The sequence below is a fragment of the Acinetobacter baylyi DSM 14961 = CIP 107474 genome (assembly GCF_000368685.1).
In the GTDB taxonomy this organism is placed as follows: Bacteria; Pseudomonadota; Gammaproteobacteria; order Pseudomonadales; family Moraxellaceae; genus Acinetobacter; species Acinetobacter baylyi.
On the sequence record NZ_KB849626.1, the window covers coordinates 312,708 to 337,909 of the forward strand.

At 38.2% G+C, this 25,202-nt stretch carries 23 protein-coding genes; 12 read left to right on the forward strand and 11 right to left on the reverse strand.

Features of this window, described 5'->3' with window-relative positions; translation table 11 throughout:
• Positions 1–25: 25 nt before the first annotated feature.
• Genes F952_RS05645 through F952_RS05660 form a run of 4 tightly spaced genes read right to left on the reverse strand, consistent with a single transcriptional unit; the run spans position 26 to position 6,371 of the window.
• Positions 26–1,048, reverse strand: coding sequence for a C45 family autoproteolytic acyltransferase/hydrolase (locus F952_RS05645; RefSeq protein ID WP_004923759.1), 1,023 nt, complete (start codon positions 1,046–1,048; stop codon positions 26–28).
• Between the two features lie 9 nt (positions 1,049–1,057).
• Entirely contained in the window at positions 1,058–2,617 is a 1,560-nt protein-coding gene (locus tag F952_RS05650) for a biotin carboxylase (protein WP_004923761.1), read from the reverse strand.
• Between the two features lie 41 nt (positions 2,618–2,658).
• Complete coding sequence (locus tag F952_RS05655; RefSeq protein WP_004923764.1) at positions 2,659–5,448, reverse strand: aminotransferase class I/II-fold pyridoxal phosphate-dependent enzyme; 2,790 nt, start codon at positions 5,446–5,448, stop codon at positions 2,659–2,661.
• Positions 5,449–5,507: 59 nt separating this feature from the next.
• Positions 5,508–6,371, reverse strand: coding sequence for a carbon-nitrogen hydrolase family protein (locus tag F952_RS05660; RefSeq protein WP_004923768.1), 864 nt, complete (start codon positions 6,369–6,371; stop codon positions 5,508–5,510).
• 804 nt (positions 6,372–7,175) lie between these two features.
• On the opposite strand from F952_RS05660, the gene adhP reads away from it, so the two are divergent.
• From adhP to F952_RS05695, 7 genes are all read left to right on the forward strand, one after another.
• Positions 7,176–8,207 (forward strand): alcohol dehydrogenase AdhP, encoded by a 1,032-nt coding sequence (gene adhP / locus F952_RS05665; protein ID WP_004923772.1) that lies wholly within the window; start codon positions 7,176–7,178, stop codon positions 8,205–8,207.
• A 367-nt stretch (positions 8,208–8,574) separates the two neighbouring features.
• Positions 8,575–9,018 carry a pilin gene (locus F952_RS05670; RefSeq protein ID WP_004923779.1) on the forward strand — a complete coding sequence of 148 codons (444 nt, stop codon included), beginning with the start codon at positions 8,575–8,577 and terminating at the stop codon, positions 9,016–9,018.
• A gap of 61 nt (positions 9,019–9,079) precedes the next feature.
• Positions 9,080–10,726 (forward strand): ComP-specific O-oligosaccharyltransferase PglL2, encoded by a 1,647-nt coding sequence (pglL2, locus tag F952_RS05675; RefSeq protein ID WP_004923783.1) that lies wholly within the window; start codon positions 9,080–9,082, stop codon positions 10,724–10,726.
• Between the two features lie 336 nt (positions 10,727–11,062).
• Positions 11,063–11,515 (forward strand): Csu type fimbrial protein, encoded by a 453-nt coding sequence (locus F952_RS05680; protein WP_004923785.1) that lies wholly within the window; start codon positions 11,063–11,065, stop codon positions 11,513–11,515.
• A gap of 45 nt (positions 11,516–11,560) precedes the next feature.
• The gene (locus F952_RS05685) at positions 11,561–12,283 is read left to right on the forward strand and encodes a fimbrial biogenesis chaperone (protein WP_004923789.1); all 723 of its coding nucleotides are present in this window, start codon (positions 11,561–11,563) and stop codon (positions 12,281–12,283) included.
• Between the two features lie 13 nt (positions 12,284–12,296).
• Entirely contained in the window at positions 12,297–14,651 is a 2,355-nt protein-coding gene (locus F952_RS05690; protein ID WP_004923790.1) for a fimbria/pilus outer membrane usher protein, read from the forward strand.
• Between the two features lie 65 nt (positions 14,652–14,716).
• The gene (locus tag F952_RS05695) at positions 14,717–15,634 is read left to right on the forward strand and encodes a Csu type fimbrial protein (protein WP_004923793.1); all 918 of its coding nucleotides are present in this window, start codon (positions 14,717–14,719) and stop codon (positions 15,632–15,634) included.
• Here the strand turns inward: F952_RS05695 and F952_RS05700 are convergent.
• The 7 genes from F952_RS05700 to gmk all read right to left on the reverse strand — a co-directional run bounded on the left by F952_RS05700 (position 15,631) and on the right by gmk (position 21,367).
• Positions 15,631–16,104 (reverse strand): Csu type fimbrial protein, encoded by a 474-nt coding sequence (locus tag F952_RS05700; RefSeq protein WP_004923796.1) that lies wholly within the window; start codon positions 16,102–16,104, stop codon positions 15,631–15,633. The genes F952_RS05695 and F952_RS05700 overlap by 4 nt on opposite strands.
• 302 nt (positions 16,105–16,406) lie before the next feature.
• Positions 16,407–16,871 (reverse strand): heteropolymeric bacterioferritin subunit Bfr, encoded by a 465-nt coding sequence (gene bfr / locus F952_RS05705; RefSeq protein WP_004923799.1) that lies wholly within the window; start codon positions 16,869–16,871, stop codon positions 16,407–16,409.
• Between the two features lie 261 nt (positions 16,872–17,132).
• Entirely contained in the window at positions 17,133–17,327 is a 195-nt protein-coding gene (locus tag F952_RS05710; protein WP_026056916.1) for a bacterioferritin-associated ferredoxin, read from the reverse strand.
• Between the two features lie 153 nt (positions 17,328–17,480).
• A complete protein-coding gene (locus F952_RS05715) occupies positions 17,481–17,864 on the reverse strand; it encodes a RidA family protein (protein ID WP_004923805.1) in 384 nt (127 codons plus the stop codon).
• 76 nt (positions 17,865–17,940) lie between these two features.
• Positions 17,941–20,055 (reverse strand): RelA/SpoT family protein, encoded by a 2,115-nt coding sequence (locus F952_RS05720; RefSeq protein WP_004923808.1) that lies wholly within the window; start codon positions 20,053–20,055, stop codon positions 17,941–17,943.
• Between the two features lie 338 nt (positions 20,056–20,393).
• The gene (gene rpoZ, locus F952_RS05725; RefSeq protein WP_004923811.1) at positions 20,394–20,675 is read right to left on the reverse strand and encodes a DNA-directed RNA polymerase subunit omega; all 282 of its coding nucleotides are present in this window, start codon (positions 20,673–20,675) and stop codon (positions 20,394–20,396) included.
• 68 nt (positions 20,676–20,743) lie between these two features.
• A complete protein-coding gene (gene gmk, locus F952_RS05730) occupies positions 20,744–21,367 on the reverse strand; it encodes a guanylate kinase (protein ID WP_004923822.1) in 624 nt (207 codons plus the stop codon).
• A 134-nt stretch (positions 21,368–21,501) separates the two neighbouring features.
• On the opposite strand from gmk, the gene ispH reads away from it, so the two are divergent.
• From ispH to F952_RS05755, 5 genes are all read left to right on the forward strand, one after another.
• The gene (gene ispH, locus F952_RS05735; protein WP_004923824.1) at positions 21,502–22,452 is read left to right on the forward strand and encodes a 4-hydroxy-3-methylbut-2-enyl diphosphate reductase; all 951 of its coding nucleotides are present in this window, start codon (positions 21,502–21,504) and stop codon (positions 22,450–22,452) included.
• A 126-nt stretch (positions 22,453–22,578) separates the two neighbouring features.
• Positions 22,579–23,025, forward strand: a complete 447-nt coding sequence (locus tag F952_RS05740; RefSeq protein WP_004923829.1) for a GspH/FimT family pseudopilin — start codon at positions 22,579–22,581, stop codon at positions 23,023–23,025.
• On the forward strand, positions 23,022–23,558 hold the full coding sequence (gene pilV / locus F952_RS05745; protein ID WP_004923832.1) for a type IV pilus modification protein PilV: 537 nt from the start codon (positions 23,022–23,024) through the stop codon (positions 23,556–23,558). The genes F952_RS05740 and pilV overlap by 4 nt, the downstream gene beginning before the upstream one ends.
• On the forward strand, positions 23,559–24,527 hold the full coding sequence (locus F952_RS05750; protein WP_004923834.1) for a PilW family protein: 969 nt from the start codon (positions 23,559–23,561) through the stop codon (positions 24,525–24,527).
• Positions 24,524–25,192, forward strand: a complete 669-nt coding sequence (locus F952_RS05755; RefSeq protein WP_004923837.1) for a PilX N-terminal domain-containing pilus assembly protein — start codon at positions 24,524–24,526, stop codon at positions 25,190–25,192. The genes F952_RS05750 and F952_RS05755 overlap by 4 nt, the downstream gene beginning before the upstream one ends.
• Positions 25,193–25,202 lie beyond the last annotated feature (10 nt).

The window sequence follows — 25,202 nt, forward strand, 5'->3', positions numbered from 1 at the left end:
CTGCTTTTAAAAGGGCTAATCTAAATTAAAGTGGTAAAGGTGCAGGTGGAATCGGGGCTGGCTCTACAGAAAGTAGAATCAACTTTTGTTCCTCGGTAAAATGTTCAAAAGACTGCTGCGAGTAGTCATGCGGCCAGCAAATCTCGACTTTTTGCGAAAGTGGTCGGTAAATTGCAGAATATAAAGTTCCATAACCTCTTAACCATGCATCTTGATAGAGCGGCTTGGTGAGTAAACCTTGAAGGACTTCATGTGAATTGGTAGCGTGATGTAGTACTTGTTCCAAAAAAGTCAGTCGTTCTGCCGAATGTGTTGCAGTCGCATGTTGCGGCCATTCAATGGCATTTTGATAATTGGTGACGGCATGGCGTTTCACCACTTCAGGTTGGCGATCAGGACTCACAAAAACCGTATTCCATTCACCTTTACGGTCGAGCAGTGTGACACTATAGGTCATATGCACTGGAATACGTTTTAGAATGTTGACTGCATCTTGAGTGGTGTGTGCCAATTCCAGAATATATCTTAAAACTAGGGGAATTCCAAAACCTGTACCTGTAACAGTGCGCCCTCCAAAAGACAAGGACGCAGATAATCCTGCTTCATTGACGCCATCGAGTGCACCCCACAAACAGTCACTCATGGCAATGACACGTTGATCTAACCAACGGGTATTGAGTAAATTCCCTTCCAGTAAAACTGGTGCAAAATCATAATTTCGCAATAAGATGGGTTCTTCTTGCCCTTTAGGATCAAACCAGACGCCTTGTGAACATCCTGCAATATATGGAGGCGGACACCAGAGAGACAAAAAGCGTGACTCAACATCACCTCCCCCAGTCAGCTCAATCAATTGTTCCCAAAGTGGAACTAATTCTGGCATGTAAGTGCGTAATGCCTGTCGACATTCTAAATAGGTGGGGCGTCCAGTCACTCCACTGCGTAGAAACCAGGCACGGTATCCTGGCCAGAGTTGCTGGAATATTGCTTTCCATTTTTCGTTGGGCGTATCTTCGACCAGCGCCTGAAATTGAAATTCGACAGACATAAATTTTCCTTATAATATTTTGAATGATCCTGGAGCAGGGGCTAATTCATGATGTGTGGTTGCAATTGGTTTTCCTGCATAATAACTTTTAATACCACGGATCCAGTCACGAGCACGAATATTCAATCTAAAGTTGTCATCCATAGATCGACCGCGTGTAATTAAAATGCCTAAATCTGCACCTTCATAGCGATAATCGCCTGGGCCTGTGATACGCAAGAAAAATGCCTCACGTTCTGTATCAATTGCGCGACGTGCGTAATCAAAACGTTGATAGGATACACTACCGTCTTCAGCCATACGGTAAATTCCTGTTGGTGGTGCGTGAGTCACCTGATCAACTTTATCTTCTGTGTACTTGATGACCACTTGTGACCAAGAGTCAATAAAATGTGGTTGTGCCCAGCGTTCATTAATTTCTTTCACATTTAGATCGAAAGGAACACCAGAAAACTCAAGTAAATGGAAAAGGAATAATGGTGCATCTGCATAGGCAAAAGCAGCATGATTGGTCATTGGGCTCGCGCCACAGATGCGTGGATTTAACTCGCCAAGATAGACTTCGTCTGTATCAATATCAATCAGAAAATCTAAATCGAAATATCCACGATAGCCTTCATTGAGAAGCTGATTACCAAATTTTTCTGCCATTTCACGTGCTTTAATTCGCACACGTTCAGAAAATGCGCCTGGGAAAATTTCGTTGCCACACCAGCCACCCTGATAGGGGGTTAATTCTTTAGCACCAACCACTTCAGTCAGTAAGGGGCCAACCAACGTACCAGACTGGGTAGCACATGCTTCAAGCGTTGCACCACGGCAATTGATACGTTTCATGACCTTTACTTCAGGATCCTGAATAATTTCTTGTTCATATTTACTGAAATCATGCTGATTTGCGATAAAGAACGTGGTGTGACCTGAATCGCCAAATGCCGTTTGAATGACCAAATCTTGACCTAAGCCATATTCTTCTGCAATTTTCATGAGATGTTCATAGCTATCCACTTTCACCAATGCATTTGGAACTGAATAAACACCTGCTTTATTGCCGATACGTACCGTCTCCATCTTGTTGTCGCAGCGCTGGCGTAATGCTGCAGGTGGAAACCAAATGTCCAGACCAATTTCTTTGGCCAGTTCTTCTGTTTTTTCATCAAACATCAAGAATGTTGCAACGGGATTACCACCACGACGCTCAATCAGATCAACTACATCTTTATGCTGGAGTAGATAATTGTTGATGTCTTCAATCGAGTTAAATTCATCGTGTAATGATTCAGGCGGTACAAAAACATTAGGATGGCGCCCATCAAAGCAGTCAATATAATTGATATAGCGAAAGCGATTCACCCAACGGTCTATGCCCAATAAATTAAAGTTTGTTGCACTAATGAAATAAATTGGTCTTTCATTACGGTGAAACATGAGCAACATATCAGAGATGCTCGTGACTTTATTACTATAATTCATATTCAGTTCCTTAGGGTCTGGTCTTTTCTGAGGATAGAGACTTTGCCAATAGTGTCGGATGAATGCACAAATAGAGGGTGGATACTGGATACTCATATATTGTGTTCCATCTGTTTCGGGTTCAGTTTTTTAATGATCTATCCAGCACGTAAGTTATTGATTTGCTGATATTGCATAATCGATTCAAAAGATTCTTTTGCGTGTAGAACTCGATCAAGCGTTTCTTGTGTAAAGACACGAAATCCGAGTTCAGGGCGGAAACCATGAATTTCTTTCACATCCAGTGCTGCCATGAATTTTAAAATTTCAGAGCTGATGACCTGCCCAGGTACTAAAATTGGAAAGCCAGGCGGATATGGAATTACAAACAGGGCTGAAACCAGTTCACGACCTGATGCAATAGCTACGGCTGCTTCCTGCATATCAATATATTCACAGCTCGAATCTTCATAGGACAGAAAAAATGCCTGACGAATATTACCGTCACGGGTTTGAATGGCTGGGTTTAGACTTTGACCCCGAAATGCACGATGGAAAGCAGAGAAATCAGGTAATGGTGGTTGCTCTTGAGTGAGAGAGTTAACACGTTTTAAGTGAATGCGACGCTCGGCTGAGCTCATGTCAGCTACACGACGATCTACATCACGTGCAATCTTGACCAGCACTTCAATCAGATAAGCAATTGCAGAACGTGTGGTTCCAATATTGATAATAAACAGAACAGTATTACGAGAGGTCTTATTGATTTGAATCCCGTATTTATTCATGAGTTCGGTATTTTTGAAGGTATCTCCATCCATCCCGACCATACCAATCATCAGCGTTGCGCGGGTAGGATCCATGACAAACTCATCCATGCTCCACGCTTTCTCTAAATTTGCCCAGCCTTTACCTTCATCAAAATAGCTATTGACTCCAGATTCACGGTAAGCAGTTGGAATGATATTGCCAACGCGCAAGAAGTGGAAATGACGCTTGAGTAAGGGGTGATGCATGACCTGTTCGCGCAGGCTCATCGCAAGTTCAAGCTGTCGCTGTACCAGTTGATAACCTTCCATTTCAACCTGACGCCGTCCTACATCCAGCGATGCCAGAATCTGATAATTGGCCGAAGTTGAAGTATGGGTCATGTAAGCTTCAATAAAAGCTTCTTCGCTCTTTTCTTTAAAATCCTGATCCCAGATATGAATCATGGAACCCTGACGCAGTGCAGTTAAGGTCTTGTGTGTCGAATGCGTTGAATAAACGCGAACACGTGCCAAAGCAGGGTCTGGCATGAGACGAGTGTTGATGAGCTGTTGATCATCTTCCCAGTCAATACTGTCTTTCCACTCGGCATATTCTCGGGCATATTCAGGCGTTTTAAAACGTTCAGCCAGCTTAGCGGCATTGGCCATGGCTGTGCGTTGGCGATAAATGGGATGACAACTTGCAAAAGCAAACCATGCTTCATCCCATAAAAAAATCAGATCAGGTTTAATGGCCAGGCATTCCATCATCACCCGTTCTACGTCATAGACAACACCATCAAAGGTACAATTGGTGAGTAGAACCAGTTTAACGCGATCAAGCGTACCTGCTCGTTTAAAGCTCAATAAAGTTTGTTTAATGTGCCAAATTGGCACCGCCCCATACATTGAGTATTCATTGAGTGGATACGAATCGAGATAGGCGGCACTGGCGCCTGTAAGCACCAAACCATAATGATGTGATTTATGACAGTTGCGATCTACCAGTACAATATCACCTTCACGTACCAGAGATTGCACCACAATCTTGTTACAGGTGGAGGTTCCATTGGTTGCAAAGAAAGTCCGTTTGGCACCAAATGCACGGGCTGCATATTCCTGCGCATGTTTTAATGGGCCAACAGGTTCCAGTAATGAATCCAGACCGCCTGAAGTGGCTGATGTTTCGGCCATAAATAAATTCATGCCATAAAACTGTGCCAGATCACCAATCCAGTTGCTATTAAGAATGGCTTTACCACGTGCCAGTGGCAGTGCATGGAACATACCTGTTGGTTGTTTGGAATAATCGCGTAATGCATTAAAGAATGGTGTACGGTAACGCTCACCCACACCTTTCATAATCGCATTGTAGAGCTCGATATGGTCTTCTTCGCCAAAGAAAATGCGTTTAAAGATTTCACTGCCAGCATGAGAAGCAATATTTTCCACACCTGCATCGGTCACTAAATAGAGATCCAGTTCTGGACGTAACTTCGCGATATGGCGGCCTAATAGTGTTCCACGCTCCATTTCTGGAAGGGATTCAATATCCTGATCGACATCTATAAATAAACGTTCCAGCATATCAACATGATTGACCGATCGTGCTGGAAAGCCGTGCCGAATCACCACAGCTTGTAAGTTGAAATTAATTAGGGATGCAATCAGGGCATCTTCAAAGCTCGGAACAACCACAATATCAAAAATAAATGGATCGTCAGAACAGCGCTTGCTAATCACTCGACGACGCAGTGCATCCTCTTCTGCTGGAGACATTTCATCCACGATGAGCACTTCAAAATAAGGCTGAGATAGACGTGCCTGTTGCTCACTTGTGGTTTCAATGTGAGAGGGTAATTCACGTTCACTTTGGAGCACTTTGTTATCGTGACGATAAGTCCCCGCAGACAAGGCACGATGAATACGGCGTGCAAGCTGTCGAGCGGTAGTAAAATCTTCACGTTCAATATACTGACAGAGTTCAGCAAAAACTCGCTTGCTTGGAAATGCCCAATAACTTTCAATTGGAATTAAAAAATCCAGAGTGAGCCGTAAACGAGTTAAAACTTTGGCACGATCTTGGTTATTAATCTGAAGATCTGCCAGATACCCAATATCTTCTACGAGATTAATCCAGCTATCAGAACGTATCTCCCATACGCTACGATGCTGGCTTAATGAATTTGTATTCGTCATAAGCTTATATCTTTGTTATCAATCTTTCTTTATCTTTTACGTTTTAGTTTTTAATCAATTTAGTCGTCTGGTTTGACCAATGGACCTAAACTATCCAGATAAGGGAAAGCTGTCGTATCTTGATAAACTGTAAAATTACAGTCACGATCTCTAAAACTTTTTAGAGGCTGGCCTAGGCTGCGTAAGCCACGTCTACGCTCCCTGCGTACTTTTTCAAGGTCAACATCAATAGGAATAATTTCTGGGCCTGCCTCAGATTGATGCAGAACATAACCAGATGGATCAATTACGATAGATCGACCAATACCGCCGTCTCCAACACCGTTAATATCAATAAAATAAACCTGATTTTGTGCAGCGGATGCCCGTGCAATTGAAAGCTCAATATCACGGTCAATGGTATCGGTCATGGTTGGATGCAAAATCACTTCCGCGCCCATGGCGACCAAAGTACGCGTTGTTTCTGGGAACCACATGTCATAGCAGATCGAAACGCCAAAGCGCCCCACCTCTGGCACGTCAAAAACACAGAACTCATTACCACCAGCGACACTTTTTTCATAAGGACGAAATGGAAACATCTTGCGATAACGTGCAACAATTTGTCCTTGAGGATTAATCACAGATAACGTGTTGTAAATGACGTCACCTTCTGGGCTTTCGACACGTTCAAACAATGAACCTGGAATCAGCCATAGTCCCGTTTCACGGGCAAGTTCGGCCAATTGCGCTTCGGTCTGGCTTGGAAAAACTTCTGCGGTACTATGCTTTGGTCCTAACGGGGCGAGTTCTGAAAATAAAACCATTTTGACCCATGGATAACGCATGCGAATATGACGCATATAATTACCCATTTGTTCTACATTACTGGTAAATGCAGAGACCTGCATTTGTATGCCGGCGATACCAAAGTTGCTTAACATATTTTCTCCTTACTTGCTTTTCCAGAGATCATGAACATCAAGCATCGAACCTACAGTTAAATTACATAATGCATCATCGCTGGAATTGATTTGTATCCGCACCATTTCAATAAAGACACAAATCTATGAGCCACTATTAATCAAATTTGGCAATAAAAAAATCAAATTAATTGCATAAAAAATCTATTTTTTTTGAAAAAAACCTATCACTCCATGATCATTTTTTTGACACCTTTAAAGTTAATTTCTGCCTTCAATCACACTCAAGCAAGTGCCAATTTTTAAAAATAATCAGGAGCCAATTTTAGCTATTGTAAAGTATTGTTAAATAAATATGTTTTAGCAAGTCTTGTAATTTTTATTGAAAAAATGATTAAAAAATAATAGGCAAGAATTTTTGCATATTTGAAGAAAGATGAACTTTTTTGATCAAAATCGGCTTAGAGGCAATCAGACAAAAGCTTTTCTATTCAAGTCGCTTTTAAGCAGAGTTTTTAAGAAAGTGGATAAATCACTTAATACTTAATAGGTTTTAAGTCTATAAAAGTAAAAAAATACAAGAAATAATCGTGAGTTGTAAATCAAGCTGTAAGAATGAAATTTTTGAATCAAGGAGAAAAAGTGACAATTTTGAAATAAGACCGATGAAAAGCTTACTGAAATAATTGTTACGAGATTGTAGTTTGATTGAAAAATATCCGAAATAACCTACCAAACTCCTACCTTATTGGACTTATCTTATTTTAATTGAGAATCATTCTTACATATGGTTCTTAATTCTTAAAAATACACGGAGATAATAAAATGGGAAGTTTAATGAAAGCTGCAGTAGTCACTGCTTTTAATCAACCGTTAGAGATCAAGGATGTAGAAATACCGAAAGTTACTTCAGGCAAAGTATTGGTGAAGATGATTGCAACGGGAGTCTGTCATACCGATTTACACGCTATGCACGGTGATTGGCCGATCAAACCCAGTCTCCCTTTCATTCCTGGACACGAAGGTGTAGGTGAGGTGGTCGAAATTGGAGAAGGCATTACACACTTAAAAATTGGCGATACAGTGGGTGTTCCTTGGTTATATTCGGCATGTGGTCATTGTGACCATTGTTACGCCGGCTGGGAAACATTATGTAAGCAACAGCAAAACTCTGGTTACTCTGTAAATGGTAGTTTTGCAGAATACTGTCTGGCCGATGGCGAATATGTTGGAGTGATTCCTGAGGGCGTAGATTTACTTGAAATCGCGCCAATTTTATGTGCAGGGGTAACTGTATATAAAGGTTTAAAAATGACAGAAGCCAAAACTGGTGATTGGGTTGCAATTTCTGGTATTGGTGGCTTAGGTCATGTTGCCGTACAGTATGCAAAAACGATGGGCTTTAATGTGGTTGCAATTGATGTAGATGACAGCAAATTGGAACTTGCCAAACAGTTAGGTGCAGATGTGGGAATCAATGCACTTAAAGTTGATGTAAAAGAAGAGGTCCTAAAAGCGACAGGTGAAGGTTGTCATGGGGTATTGGTGACTGCTGTTTCTCCTAAGGCTTTTGAACAGGCAGTATCCGTTGTACGACGTGGTGGAACCATGGTTTTAAACGGCTTACCACCAGGTAAATTTGACCTTTCAATTTTTGATATGGTGCTGGATGGAATCACCGTGCGTGGTTCGATTGTAGGAACTCGGCTGGATCTGAAAGAAGCGTTGGATATTGCAGCGCGTGGAAAAGTAAAAGCACATATTAGCGTAGAACCCCTAGAAAATATCAATGATATTTTTGAGCGAATGGAACAGGGTAAAATTGATGGACGTATTGTGATTGACCTTAAACTCTAAGTTAAATAGTTTAATTAGAACCAGTCTTTAAGGCTGGTTTTATAATTTTTAAGGCGATGAAATAAAATCAGTATTTGTGACTATCATCCATCATATAGGAGATACACAGTAGATCTATCATTCCGAATAGGTGTCTCATAAAGACAATAACTCAATAAAGTGACAATTTTTTACAATACGCACCTGACAAAAATTGTCACTTTCTTACACTTTATGTAAATAAAAAAAGATGGATAGAATTAAAATATTTATTTAAGTATATGATTGTATTATTTAAAAAAATATTTTTAAAACTTGGCACACTCTATGCAATAACTTATACAGCGACCAACGCGAAATAAAATCACAACATTGGTGGAGAAATTTTATGAATGCACAAAAGGGTTTTACCTTAATTGAATTGATGATTGTCATTGCGATCATTGGTATTTTGGCAGCGATTGCGATTCCTGCTTATACAGATTATACAGTCCGTGCACGTGTTTCTGAAGGATTAACAGCAGCATCATCCATGAAAACGACGGTTTCAGAAAATATTTTAAATGCAGGTGCATTAGTTGCAGGTACTCCTTCAACTGCAGGCTCATCTTGCGTTGGAGTCCAAGAAATTTCAGCAAGTAATGCCACTACGAACGTAGCAACTGCTACATGTGGAGCGAGTAGTGCTGGACAAATCATTGTAACTATGGATACTACTAAGGCTAAGGGCGCTAATATAACATTAACGCCAACATATGCTAGTGGCGCTGTAACATGGAAATGTACGACAACTTCTGATAAAAAATATGTACCATCAGAATGTCGTGGTTGATAGTAGTACTATATGGCTTTAAAAGAAGAACTTTTATAAGTTCTTCTTTAAATTATAAAAAATGAATAGTATTTTTAAAAAAATCAAAAATTACACGATAGTTTCTGGTGTATTTTTCCTTGGTAGTGCTTTTATAATTCCAAATACTTCAAATTTATCTTCTACTTTATATAAAGAGCTAATTGCAGTTTTAGGTTTGCTAATATTGCTAACTGTGAAGTCCTTTGATTATAAAAAAATTCTAATTCCTAAAAATTTTTACTGGTTCTTATTTGTCATATTCATAATTTTTATTCAGTTAATTGTAGGTGAGATTTATTTTTTCCAAGATTTTTTCTTTTCAATTTCATTTTTAGTAATTCTATTTCTGAGTTTTCTTTTAGGTTTTAATGAAAGATTAAATGGTGATGACCTAATAGTAAAAAAGATTGCTTGGATTTTTATTATTGTGGTTCAGATTTCATTTCTTATTGCTATAAATCAAAAAATAGAAATAGTTCAAAATTTTTTTCTATTTAGCTCCTCATATAATGGTCGTTCTACTGCTAATCTGGGTCAACCAAATCAATTTTCGACTTTGATTTTAATAACTTTATTTCTATTATGCTATTTAAGAGAAAAAAATAGTTTAAATAATATGGTATTTAATATTTTATCTTTTTGTTTGATTTTTGCTAATGTAATGACGCAGTCTAGAAGTGCATGGATAAGTGTAATTCTGATTTCTCTATTATATCTTTTAAAATTTCAAAAAAAGATAGAATTAAGAAGAGTTATTTTTTTCAATATTGTATTTTGGACATTAGTTTATTGTGTTCCATTACTATTTAATTTAATTTTTTTTCAAAAAAATAGCTATTCTACGTTTGATCGTCTTACTATGGGATCTTCTCGGTTTGAAATTTGGCCTCAATTATTAAAAGCTGTATTTCATAAACCATTTATCGGATATGGTTGGGGTCAGACAGGAGTAGCACAATTAGAAACAATTAATAAATCTTCAACAAAAGGAGAATGGTTTACATACTCACACAATTTGTTCTTAGATTTAATGTTATGGAATGGTTTTTTTATAGGTTTAATAATCTCTATTTTAATTTTATGCTTTTTGATTGAGCTATATTCTTCAATTAAAAATAAATCTGATTTATTTTTATTTTTTTGTGTTGTGGCTTTTTTTGTACATTGTTTATTGGAATATCCTTTTGCATATACTTACTTTTTAATTCCTGTTGGCTTTCTATGTGGTTATATCTCTACTCAAAATATCAAAAATTCTATATCTTATTTTAATTTATCAAAAAGAAAATTGACTTTGTTTCTTGGGTGTTGTTGGTTAGGCTATGTAGCTTTTTGGGTTGAAGTTTTAGATATTTCAAAGAAAAATGAAATATATGCTAGACAATTTCTTTTTAGTAATCATGTTAAATTTTATAATATAGAAAACTATATACTTGATGGCTTTTCTAAACAATTAGATTTTCAATATTTAGACTATTGTGAACTGAAAGATAAATATCAACTATTAGATTTTAAGAAAGTTGCTTATCGATATCCAAATGCATCTATTGTTTATAAGTATTATTCAATTTCTGCTGAAATGAAAATGGATCAAAAAAGTGCAAATCAAATTATAAGAGCATATAGTGTAATAAAAAATCAAAAAATTATAAAACCTAAGTTAAAATTTTGTTCAATAGAATATTGATATATTTTATTATCAATTGATAATCATTATTATTATATTGAGTGGTTTTATTTTTGAATTTATTTAAATAATGTATATATTTTTAAAATATTCATTTTTTTATTCTAAATATTACAATTGTTAAATTTTTCTTAAAATAAATAATAATAGCTTTATTTTAAAAATATAATTAAAACAATTACTTATTTTTCATTTATTCAATATTTTATTTTGAGTTAATGCTCTAAAAATATTTTTAATTATTTAATATAAATTTATAGATTTGTTCAAAGTTTGGTCTTATAATGTGCTTACTGTTTATTTATTTTGTTTTAATTTTATTTCTTGGTGTCTCTTATGAAACGTTTTTTATCTCTTGCTATCTTGGCTGTAAGTTCTTCTCTTGTCGTTTCTCAAGTAAATGCAGAAACTGCATCAACTAATTTTGATGTAAAACTTAATGTTTTAAAGTCATGTTCTATTGCAAAACCAAATGATATTAATTTTGGTAATTTATTGCTTTCTGATCTAAAAACACAATCTGCAAATACCACCTTAACTGTAGCTTGTACAGCAGGTACTGGTTATAATATTGCGATGTGGGGACAAAATAACTTAAAGAATGTGAATGATCAAAATTCAATCCTTGGTTATAACATTAAATTTGATAGTAATAATACTGCAAATGTAGCAAGCAGTGGTACAGGTAATAATCAGGATTATACAGTTGTAGCAACATTGACTGGACAAAATACAAATGTAAAAGAAGGACAATATAGCGATACTGTTACTGCACAAATTTCTTATTAATTTGTGATTAAGGTGTGGGTAAATATTTATCATGGGATGTTATAAATGATACGTGGAGTCATCTTATTTATTTTAAGCCTATGGGCAATGTTTACTCATGCTGCCAGTTTACAGGTCGCACCAATTCTTCTTGAATTTAATCCGAATGAAAAAATTCAAGAGCTTTGGCTGATGAATACAGGCGATGAAACGATTCGTGCGCAAGTGCGGGCGAAAAGCTGGACGCAAAAAGAAAATCAGAATGTTCTTGAGGACACCAAAGATTTGATTGCAAGTCCGATGATCTTGTCTATCCAACCGGGTCAGAAACAATTGGTTCGTGTGGTTAAACTCAATCCGACGTTGACGACAGAGCAGGCTTTCCGATTAATTGTAGATGAGCTTCCAAGTGATAAAGCAATTAAAATCAATGGTGTGCAGCTTTTATTGCAATATTCTATTCCTGTTTTTTTTAAAGCCCCTAGCACTCAACCCGTCATTACAGATCCTAAAAAGCCAATGTCTTTAAATGGCGTCCAGTTTTCATTTAAAGATCATCAATTAATAGTCAAAAATCAGTCGTCACACTATATACGTTTGAGTCAGTTGAACTACATTGATGAAACTGGCAAGAACATACCAGTTCTTGGCGGATTGGTCGGATATGCGCTGGTTGGACAAATGATGCAATGGCCAATACCTAAAGGCATTGCTATTTCGCCAAAAGGGCATTTTGAAGCGTTGATTAATTCAGATGATATTGCACAACCCTTGCCGCTAACACCTTAATTTTTAGTATTCAATGTCTAAATTTGCTTATCTGCTTGGGGCAGGTGTAGGCATTACTTATGCATGGGTCACGCCCTATGCATATGCTGATGTCTTATCTGAACAGCCTATACATCAAGATTTATATCTGGAAGTCACATTAAATAATGCACCTGTTCCAGATATTTTCCAATTTACTCAAGAGGGTAATTCATTATTTACATCTTTAGAAATATTACAGAAACTTGGAATAAATACCTCTGGATTATTTACACCGCAAACTGATATTCAACATATTGATCTTAAAACTGTTGCAGGTTTAACCTATGAATATGATGAAGCAGCACAAAAACTGAATTTGCATGTTTCTCTCAATTTATTGAATCGTAAAAATGAATATGCATATGATAATAAAAAGGAAATAGCAAAACTAAACCCAGACCAGCAAAAGTTTGGGATGTTGATGAATTATGATGTTTATGCACAATCAATCGAAAACCAGCACGAGTTGAATTTGTGGAATGAAATGCGATTATTTGGTGTACAAGGTGGTCTATTAAGTATTTCATCAAGTTCGACATTCTCAAAATCATCTGAAAATAATCAGTTCCGTTCTTATATTCTGGATACTTACTGGCAAAAAGATTATCCAGACCAATTAATGAGCTTGGTGATTGGGGATGCACAGTCAGCGGCATTTTCATGGGCACGTTCAACACGGATCAGTGGTATATCCCTGTCTAAAAACTATAATTTGCAGCCGTATCGTGTTGTAACTCCTTTATTAAAGTTTAAAGGGGAAAGTATTTTGCCTTCGACAGTTGATTTATTTATTGATGGTCTAAAACAAAATACACAATCGATTTCACCTGGTCAGTTTGAAATTCAAAGCAAGCCTACACTGAATGGAGCGGGTAATGCTCAATTAGTGATTACAGATATTAATGGTGAGCAAAAAACCTTGAGTTTTAAGTTGTATGGTACAAAATCTTTATTACAAAAAGGGCTAGATGAATGGTCGTTTAATCTAGGGGTAACCAAGTTAGACTATGCTACAGCATCTTTTCACTATGATGATCAGCCATTATTCAATGGTAATTACCGTTATGGTTTAAACGCACATACCACAGTGGAATTACATTCAGAACTTAGTCCGCAGCTTGGTTTATTGGGCGCTGGTGTGGTGCAACAGCTTGGAACACGGGGTGGTGTAGTCAATGCTGCCTATGCCTATAGTCAACATCAAGAGGATCAGGGTGGTTTATATCAACTTGGTTATAGCTGGAGTTCCAGAAACTTTAATTTTTCGTACAATACCTTTAAGCAGCAAGGTACATATACAGATATTGCTGGATTAATGGGATATGCTTTTCCAGAAAAAATGGATCAGGTTTATCTGGGTTTCTATACGCGTTTTGGGCAGTTTGGTGGAAGTTATATTGCACAGCGTTATGCTCTTGATCACACGTCCAGTCGCTATGCATCTTTTACGTGGTCTCAAACATTTCAGTCACATGCCAATCTGAGTCTGAGCTATAACTATAATATTGAACAGCGTCAAAATGAAATTTATCTTGGATTCTCATTTCCATGGGCGCAACGTAAATCTGTAACGGTCAGTACCCAAAATACAGCGGGAAGGCAGCAAAGCTCTGCAACCTTCATGCAATCGATTAATCAGGATCGTGGTGGTTGGGGCGGGCAATTACGTGTGAATCAATATGATGATGGACAGAGTTATTTAGGACGACTGGGTTATCTGGGCAATTCTTCAGAGATGGCAATCGAGTTACAACAATCACAGTTTTCGGGTCAGCAACAAACTGCTATAAGCGCATCTCTCGATGGATCTTTGCTGTGGATGGGAGGGCAATTTGCACCGATGCGTAGAAGTCTGGGGGCATTTGCACTGGTTTCAACATCGGGGATCCCTCATGTGCCTGTGATGCTTGAAAATCGTAACGTGGGCTATACCAATGATCAAGGTTTTTTGCTGGTCAATAGTTTAAATGCCTATCAGCATAATAAGCTTTCAATTGATACTTTAAAGTTACCATTAGATTTACAAATCAAGGAAACACAACTGGATGGCGTTCCTCGTCAATCCAGTGGGATTCTGGTTAATTTTCCGATCTATAAAATGATCTCAATTCAAATGCAAGTCATCGATATTAATGGCAATATAGTCGAAATGGGAAGTCCAGTGTTTCGCTCGTCAGATCAACAAGAAATTGAAACAGTCGTAGGACGGGAAGGGATCGTATATTTCGAAAACCCAGCTCAGCGTCACTTTTTTATCCAGAATAATCATCAACATTGTCAGATCACATTACCTGAATTAAAAGATAAGTCTGGATTTGTTGATTTGGGGAAAGTCACATGTCAATAATTCACAGCAATTGTATAATCGCTCAGATTTCCAAAAATGCATATTTATTTAGGAGCCTTGTTGTTGTGCTGCTTTGTTTGGGCTGTAAAAGTGTATATGCCGATTCTTGCTGGATCTCATCACCTACATTAAATTTTGGCTCTGTCAACACGCAACAAGTGTCATCCAAAACTGATCTGGATGTAACGTGTAATCAATATAACAATGTCAAAACCTCATTCAACTTATGTTTTTATATTGAAGATAATTCTCCTTTAGGGATCAATCCAAGACGCCTCATTTCATTATCATGGCCATTTGATTATTTAAATTATGATCTATATTACGATCCGTCTTTTTCTCGAATGATTGATAATAAAGCTGCGCCTAATAACTTGCTCTGTAAGTCGCTACAGATAGAAAATAACGGCCAGCAGACAGTCCAAATCCCGATTTATGGCAAGGTATATGCCAATCAGAATGTTAAGGCTGATAATTATCAAAGTTATAACATGACAGTTAAGTTGCTTTATAAAAGCAAAACAGGTGATGTCGTACCTTCTGTTGAGGAAACATTAGCGCAACAGAATATGGTGCAAAACTATATGAAAACAACCACAAAATTTGAAAATAGCTGTGCAGTGGTTGGCGTAAACACACTGGATTTTGGAAGTATTATAAGTTTGAATCAACCCATATATGGGCAAACCAGTATTCAGTTGAAATGTCCTACCAATACTGCTTTAAAGGTGGGTTTGGATACAGGGTTATATGCCAGTGGTACTCAACGGCGTATGACCAATGCAGGGCAATTTATTCAATATGATTTATATCAAGATAGTGCATATAGTATAGCTTGGGGAACTTCTGACAATTCTGTACTCAAGTTGGATACCTACCAGCCTGTGTTTACCATTCCTGTATATGGACGAATTCTGCCACAAAATCAAAATCTAAAAGCTGGGGAATACCGCGATACCATTACTATTAAGCTGACTTATTAGTACGTTACAATGGCGGTTACGGTATCAAGATATTGACCCGCGGGTACGGCAGTATCCTGAGCATCAACTTTACCCCAGATCTTGATCATTTGGGTTTCGCCAGTTCCTATTTGAGATAGGCCAGTTCCAGAATCTGAACCCCATACCTTAGAATAATTTGAATCTTGAAATAAGGTGTAAGGGACTTGCACAGTTGGATCCGCAATATTGACCATTTTGCGGCTACTTTGTAATGCGATAGCATAAGAGGTGCCACTGGTACAGGCAACGTTAAGCTGACCAGAATTATAGGCATTTTGTGCTGCCTGTGTGACTGTTCCAAAATCAATATCTGTGGCCGTCAAAGTCCGTATATCGCAAGATTCTTTCACAGTAATGCTGACGTTGAATGTATTTGCAATAGAGTCAGCATGTGATAAAGCTACCGATAACATCACAACGCCAAACAGTGTGGCAATTCTAAGTTTCATGGATAATCGCTTTATGTTATTTATAAAGTAAAGATATTTATAGAAGTTGCTAAATCATCTTAATTATCAGCATACAATAAAACCCTGGAATTAATTAAAAAAATGCTAGGAATTATCATGATACGAATTGTTTATTTTTTAAAAAATGTGATGTATTTTACTTTTTGTTTGTTAAGAATTGTTAATAAAAATCCACAGTTTATACGGGATTAAATTTCTCAATCCGCGAAATAGGCTTGATTTGATTGAGCATAAAAAAAGATCCCGATATCGGGATCTTTTTTATACGGTGGCAATAAAACTTAAACTTGGCTTTGAATATAATTTTCAATACCAATACTTTCAATCAGATCAAGTTGGGTAGTGGTCCAGTCCCAGTATTCTTCTTCTTTTTCAAGAATTTCCTGAACTAGATCACGTGAAACATAATCTTGCTGAATTTCACTGATCTCAACTGCTTTTTTAAGCGTTTCGATATTCTCTTTGACTTTACGTACATCACAATTCAGTACTTCTTGAGTATGCTGACCGATATAAAGCTTACCCAAATGTTGCAAGTTTGGTAAACCTTCTAAAAACAGGATACGTTCAATAATCTTATCGGCGTGTTTCATCTGACGAATTGATTCTTTGTATTCTGATGAACCTAATTTTTCAATGCCCCAGTCATTAAACATACGTGAATGCAGGAAGTATTGATTAATTGCTGTCAGGTGATGATAAAGCACTTGATTGAGTTGATTAATAACATCCCGATTGCCTTTCATAGTATGACTCCAAAAACAAGCTGTATACCTTAGCGATAAATAAGGCAGTATTTGAGTTAAGTTTAATCAACAATAGCGATGCTGGCGAGTACTTTATTGAACAGCAAATGAAAATCGCAATCAAAAACAATAAAATACACGAAGATGCTCAAAATAAACCCGCTTAGAGTCAGAAGCGGGGAGGAGAATATGATCTAAAGATCATGATGTTATTTTAGTTTTAATAATTTCTTTGAGTGTAACTGAGTCTTTTTTATCAATCTATGCAGCAACAGAGATGCGAGCTGCAATTTCTGCAAGTTCTTCATTAATGATACTTTTGGCTTCTGGTGCACAGCGTCCACAGCACGTACCAAGATCTAAGCGCTCACGAACTTCGCGGTAACTTTCAGCACCGCTTGCAACGGCATCTTTAATATCTTGATCTGTAATACCACGACACAAACAAACGTACATCAGAGTCATTCGCATTCTTAAATGGGATAATAGATATTATTGATAATAGTTATCGTTTGTCAATGAAATTCATTTGTAAAAAAATAATCTATGATTGGTATTTTGAATAAAAAAACACCACGCAATAGGTGGTGTTAATTAAATAATTTTAATTTACTGATTAATAAAGACAATTCCGTCCATTTCAACCAAAGCACCTTTAGGTAAACTGGCAACCCCTAATGCTGCACGAGCAGGATAAGGTTGAGCAAAATACTCTCCCATAATTTGATTGACCAGTTGGAAATGTGAAAGATCTGTCATAAAAATATTGAGCTTGGCAATATCGGCGAGTGTGCCACCAGCAGCTTCACACACTGCTTTTAAATTATCAAATACACGTCGGATTTGTGCTTCGATTCCATCGACCAGTTCCATACTATAAGGATCTAAACCAATTTGGCCTGATAAATATAAAGTGTTATCAATCAGAATGGCTTGAGAATATGTACCAATAGCTGCAGGCGCATTTTCAGTATGAATAACTTGGCGTGACATCGATTACTCCTTTTCTCTATATAAAAACATCATAATCGATGAAACCACATGACAAAAGTATCATCGATATAATTGATTAACTTACTTTAATTTTTACAGATTCCGTCACAGCAGCAGGAGTAAACAAGCGGGAAACACGAGGAAAGCCAAACAGCATACGCAAATCACGAATAATTTGTGCCACTACTTTACGATTATTGACCACGATATTCACATAGGTATGATCCCCATGTGGTTGCACCATTTCTACGCCTGTATGTGACTTACGGCATAAATAAATTAATTCTGAGATCTGTTCACCATCAAGTGGCATGTCAATACAGAGATAGGCAGTAAAACTGACATCGTCTAAATCATCGGATGTCCATTGCAGTGGCATGATGTTTTCAGGATGAAGGTGTTGTTCATGTAATAAGTTATGGCAACGAGCCCGATGTACAATCAATCCACGACGTGATAAATGCCCTTGTATTGGATCACCTAAAATTGGATTACAACAATGTGCATATTTGACATCGACCCCTTCTGTTCCCTGAATCAGACGATCAGGCGCATGTCCTGTTTTATCAGAGGTATCTTGAGCATACAAATGATTGGCAACCAGTTGTGGCAGCAAATCGCCTACCGCAATTTGTTCAAACAGCGCTTCTTTATTTTCGACATGACGCCATTGCAAGACATTTAACCAATCAGATTCGGATAAATCATGCATAGAACGATTAAATAATTTGAGTGCACGATTTAACGCTTGCTGTCCAACCAGAAGCTGTTCTTCAATATCCTGATCACGAAGCATATTTTGTATTGCGCGTCGTGCTTTTTGTGTATTGATGAAGCTGAGCCAGTCAGGATTAGGAGTTGCGAGCACATCGGTAATAACATCAATCACTTGACCACTGACCAGTGGTGTCGAAAGCGGTCGGATTTCACCGTCAATTTTGGCACCTACAGCATGGTTGCCAAGAAATAAACTGGCTGAATAGGCAAAATCAATTACGGTCGCACCTTGCGGTAATTCGTGCAAATGACCATGCGGGGTATATACCCAGATTTTTTCTTGATGCAAATAGTCCAGCAAATCATTGAACGTCGTTTTAGCGCATTCACCATCAATTAAAGTGGTGAGATTCTGCATTGAGGCCTGAATCGCGGAGCGGCAAGCTTGCGGTGCATTTTCACCGAGTACCACACCAAAGCGTGCAGCTTTACGCATCAGTTCAGTCTGGATGGTGAGTGACAACGTTGTTTGTTCACCTTTTAACTTCATCATGATCGACTGATTGCCACCAGGTAATGGGCGTCGAATATGATCTTCAAAATGTAAAATCTGGAAATTTTCTTTTAAGGCATCCACCAGACGATCACAATCTGAAATACTATTTAAAATAATTTCAAAAGCATGGCTATGGGTAAGTTCCTGAAGATCGATTTCATTTTTTACAAAATGGCGTAATAGCTCAATATTATTATTTTTCTTTTTAACGCGACCATGGATGTGATAAGTGGTAAGTAATTCACCTAGATGATGTTCCCATTTGGTCTGATATTCACAACGTCTTGGTTTGGTTTCAAGGAGTGCTTCTTGCACATTATTGTACATATCTAAATCAAGATTCTGATAACACAATAATTCAAGATTATCGCCCATTTCATTCATGCCCACGATACGGGCCATAGGCACAAATATATCAAACGTTTCTTGCGCAATGCGTGCACGTTTGTCTGGTCGCAGGGCATCCAGTGTAGTCATGTTATGATAGCGGTCTGCGAGCTTGATAATAATGACTCGTGGATCTTGCAGCGTCGCTTGCAGAATTTTCCGAAAAGAAGCCGCCTTATTATATTGCTTATCGCTTGAATGAGTGAGTTTAGTTACCCCATCCACCAGATCAGCCACAACTTCACCAAAACGCTCACCAATTTCATCTTTGGTGTGTTCGGTATCTTCGATGACATCATGTAATAGTGCCGCCATCAGGGTTTCAGCATCCAGACGCATGTGTGCCAGAATACAACTGACTGCAATCGGATGTAGAATATATGGTTCGCCGCTTTTACGTGTTATACCGCTGTGTGCGAGATCGGCAAAATCGCAGGCAGCAAGCACATTATCAACGTCACTTTCACTTAAGTAGGCATCAATAATTAATTTAAGCTGTTGCTTAGCTTGGCTGACCTCTTCACCTGGCATAAAACACCTTTTATATATGGGAGATAAAATTTATCTCTCTTAATGAAAAGCATATTGCGAAACTTGTCAATTTGTTCACAAAAAAAATCGCATAATTTTTTCAATCGAAGAGATAGGGAGAAACGATGTAAACCTACATTTGTATCAAATCTTGAATTAAAGCGCACTATTTTAATGAGAAGTATTTCACAATATGTCTGTTTTTTTATCATAATTTGCCTGTTTTTTATACGTGTGTAATTAAAACTAAAAAATAAACTCTTTGTAAGATGAGATTGCAGTGCATGTTGATAATAAAAAAGCGCCTTAAAAGACGCTTTAATACTCATTATTTCGGCTTATTGAAATGAAAAACCTTCCAGATTTAAGCTATTTGCAGACAATGCCAGATCAAGTGAAGAGGTTTGATAATCTTGATCGCGTTGTTTTAAAATATCTTTAGTCACATGACCTTCTGCAATTTCACGAAGTGAAACAACAGTAGGTTTGTCGTTGTCCCACTCTACAGTTGGCTCAATGCCTTGACGAGCAAGTTGACGCGCGCGCTTGCTTGCCACTAGTACAAGCTCAAAGCGGTTGTCTACATGGTCTAAACAATCTTCAACGGTTACGCGTGCCATATAAGTTCTCGGTTAAGTAAATCTGACTAGACTGCAAAGTATAAAATGCTTTCAATTTATACTCAAGTTTATTCGCTATTTGGTGTGATGAGTTGTTCGATCAGCTTATGATGACGCTGTACTTGCTGAGCAAGCATTAATCGATTTGCAGTAATCACTGATTCAAGGTCATGAAGCGCCTTATTAAAGTCGTCATTGATGATAATATAGTCAAAATTGACATATTGTTGCATGTCTTCGACGGCGCAGCTCAAGCGATGTTCAATGACATCAACCGCATCTGTTCCACGGTTGGATAACCGTTGACGTAAATCGAACTGACTTGGTGGCAAAATAAAAATTTGTTTGGATTCAGGAAAAATACGGCGAACCTGCTGTGCACCTTGCCAATCGATTTCTAACAATACATCATGACCTTTTGCCAGTTGTTGTTTTACCGTGGCTTGAGAGGTTCCATAATAATTGCCAAACACTTCGGCATATTCGATAAAACCGTTATCTTCAACTTGTGAGAGAAAGTTTTCTTTCGTGGTAAAGTGATAGTGAACACCATCGAGCTCACCAGGTCTTTGGCCTCGCGTAGTATGCGATACAGAAACGTGTAAGTTGGTTACACGTTCCAGAAGAGCTTTGACGAGAGAAGTTTTGCCTGTTCCTGATGCAGCAGAAACGACAAACAATAGACCCGACATGATATTTTTCCTGATATGATAAAATATCTTGGCTATTGTAGTGTACTACGGGACTAAACTGAATATAGTCCACTATAAAAGTTTGTATAGATGCCAAATTTGAACGAAATATCTAGCGAATAATTGAGGATTCTATGGAAATTGTGTTGGCAAATCCGCGTGGTTTTTGTGCAGGTGTTGACCGTGCCATAGCAATCGTAAATCGCGCGCTCGAATGCTTTAATCCACCCATCTATGTGCGTCATGAAGTGGTACATAATAAGTTCGTGGTCGATGATCTGCGTCAGCGTGGCGCAATTTTTGTTGATGAACTGGATCAGGTGCCTGACGATTCGATTGTTATTTTTAGCGCACATGGTGTATCTAAAGCTGTTCAGCAAGAAGCAGAGCACCGTGGTTTAAAAGTATTTGATGCCACTTGTCCGCTGGTCACCAAGGTCCATATTGAAGTGACCAAATATGCACGTGAAGGTACCGAAGCGATTCTCATTGGTCATGAAGGACATCCAGAAGTTGAAGGTACCATGGGGCAATATGACAAAAGTAAAGGTGGTCATATTTATCTGGTAGAAGATGAGGCTGATGTCGAAGCACTTGCTGTAAATCACCCAGAGAAATTGGCCTTTGTCACCCAAACCACTTTATCCATTGATGATACAGCAAAAGTTATTGATGCCTTGCGAACCAAGTTCCCCCAAATTCAGGGACCACGTAAAGACGATATCTGCTATGCCACGCAAAACCGTCAGGATGCAGTGCGTGATCTTGCAAGTCGTTGTGATGTTGTGCTTGTTGTGGGTTCACCAAATTCATCTAACTCCAATCGTTTACGCGAATTGGCGGAACGTATGGGCAAAGCTGCATATTTGGTCGATAATGCAGATCAGCTTGAACAGCAATGGTTTGATGGTGTGGCTAAAATTGGTGTAACCGCAGGTGCATCGGCACCAGAAATCTTGATTAAACAAGTGATTCAGCGTTTACAGGACTGGGGTGCAGAAGCGCCAAAAGAGCTTGATGGTCGTGAAGAAAATATCACGTTTAGTTTGCCTAAAGAATTAAGAATTCAAGTTACGCAAGCGTAATGTGATTTTAATAATATTCTGAAGCGGATGAGTGTCACTCATCCGCTTTTTTATGCACTTAATCTTGATTGTATTGGTTATGTAAAAAAATAAGTTAAGCTAGAATAAGACGGGGAGTGGAACTTTATGACAAAAATGAACGGATTTACCCTCATAGAATTATTAGTCACCATTGCGGTTATTGCGATATTAGCAACGATTGCAGTGCCGTCTTTTAACAGTATTTTAAACAATCAGAAACTTAATGCATCTACCCGTGAATTAATGTCCAAGATTGCAGAAGCCAGAACACAAGCGGTGACATTACGTCAAACGACGGGGGTCTGTTTAAGTACGGTCAGTGACTGTGCGAGTGCGCTTTCTATCACGACCAATCAGACCAATCGTGTTTATATCGCACAACTTGAAAAGAATGTCGTCGCGGGTACAGGTTCTGCCACTCAAATTGCTTTTAGAGTAGAGGGCATCCCGATCACCACTGCAAAATTTACCTTAACACGAAATGGTCAATCTCGCTGTGTGGAAGTAGGGATTACAGGTGATACCTATTATAAAGAAGGAGCCTGTACATGAGCAAGATGAGAGCACAGCGTGGTGTGGGGATGGTCGAGGTTTTGGTGGCGCTGCTGTTGCTGGCAATAGGTGTACTTGGATTTACCGCCTTACAATTACGTGCGGTAAGTGCCAGTATGGAGGCGAGTAATCAGGTTCTGGCTTTGAATTTGGCGCGTGATCTGACTGAACGTATGCGAGCTAATCCTCAAGCTACTCAATGTAAGCTTTATCATACCGAAGGTGCATTGGCTAAAGATACTAAAGCCTATACCAAAGCATCAAATTGTTCGGGTTCTGTGAGCACTCAAGCCACGGCTCAGGCAAATAGTGATCTTTTATTTATCTATAATCAGGCTAATACTTTAGGTATGGCGGTAATTATTAACACCTGTCCAAATGCCACAAATGCAGGCAATAATTTGGGGCGACAGTGTGTTTATATTGCTTGGGATAAAACTGCACAGAACTTTACCAACTCTGACACCTGTTACAAAAGTGGTGGAAGTAGTTATGAGCGAAATACAACGTGTTTGTTTCTGGAGGCGTACTAAATGAAAATCTCTCGCCATTCAGGATTTACGCTAGTTGAACTCATGGTGGCCATTACATTGGGTTTGCTTGTTACAGCCGCTGCAATTCAGCTCTATATCACAGGGATCACCAGTTACAATGTGCAAAAAGCGATGTCTAGCATTCAGGACAGTGCAAGCTTTGGAGTCAATTATATTTTAGATGATGTACGTAGAGCCAATTTAAGTGCACCGTCTGCATATATGAATGATCAACAGCCCAATTCAGGATTAATCCTGACGAGCAGTAATGTAAGTGAATTAAAAGACAATAAACCCTTACTCACCTTAAATGATGCTTATCTTACTAAATCTGCTGTAGGTGATGGAAACGTGTCACAGAAAAGTGATCAATTAACTATTCGCTATCAGGCAGTTGAGCCGGGCTATGATTGTACAGGTAAGACATTGCCTGCGAATACCTATGTAGTTCAACGGTATTTCATAGGAAGTGATAAAGCCTTGCGATGTGTTTCAGATCAGTACCAACAGACTGGAAATACTATTACGGGAATGGATAATAAAACAAAAACGACATTGGATCTTTCGGGAAATGGTCAGATTATTATTCCAAATGTTGATTATATGCGCGTTCAACTTGGATATGTTAAAGGTGCATTGAACAATCCAACTGCCATGAGTTATGTCTCAATTGGTGATTATTTGGATACCAATAAAACATCAGCAGTCAAAAAAAATATTAATGGAATTCAGCAATCTATTAAGCCAAATATTAATGTGATTCAGATTGGATTATTGGTGCAATCCAATGAAACTGCTGGAAATGACAGCATTGTTCGGAATCGTAATAAACAGGCGTTCGATGTCTTGGGGCAATCTGTCACACTCAATGAAAAAAATCAGGATACCCGATTGCGCCAAGTAGTTACGCAAACTATTTCCTTAAGAAATGCGATGGGATGGGTTGAAGAGGGGTATGTAACGCCATGAAAAAACAACAACAAGGTGCGACCCTCATCATCGTATTGATGATTCTCTTACTGATTATGGTGGTGGGTACTTTAGCGATTCGGCAAAGTATCAGTTCATTAAAAATGGTATCGAATAATCAGATACAGGCATTATTGTTGCAAAACTCAGATGCTGCATTAATGTATTTTCAAAACCCCGTCAATACTACAACGCTTGCTGCACCAGATGGTGTAGTTAACTATTTTCGTAATAACAGCAACAATACGCAGGAACTAGTCACTTGCTTCAACAAGACAGATCCATTTCGTTTGGTCAGAATGGGAACAGTGAATAGTTCAGGTAAGGTAGACAATCAGGCTTCTTGTAAAAGTACAGATGCGTCAGGTGGTCGTAATCAGGTCGTGACACAGGTTTATATTACAAAAGTCTCATCTACAAATAACCAGCCATTTGCAGATCTGGCACGTGGTACGGATATCACAACAGCTAAAACAGAAAGTAGTGTGCGGTTACGCTTAACCTCTGTATCAGTGCTAACGGGATTTATATCTTCGGACGATTTAGCCAATTGTTTAAATAAAAGTTCTGCAAATGCGGTGTCCTGCTTAAGTGAGCAGCAAGCTTTATATAATTCGCAAGTTGCAGAATATCGTTTCTTGTCAGATTTTGAACCACCACAATAATAAAGGGAGA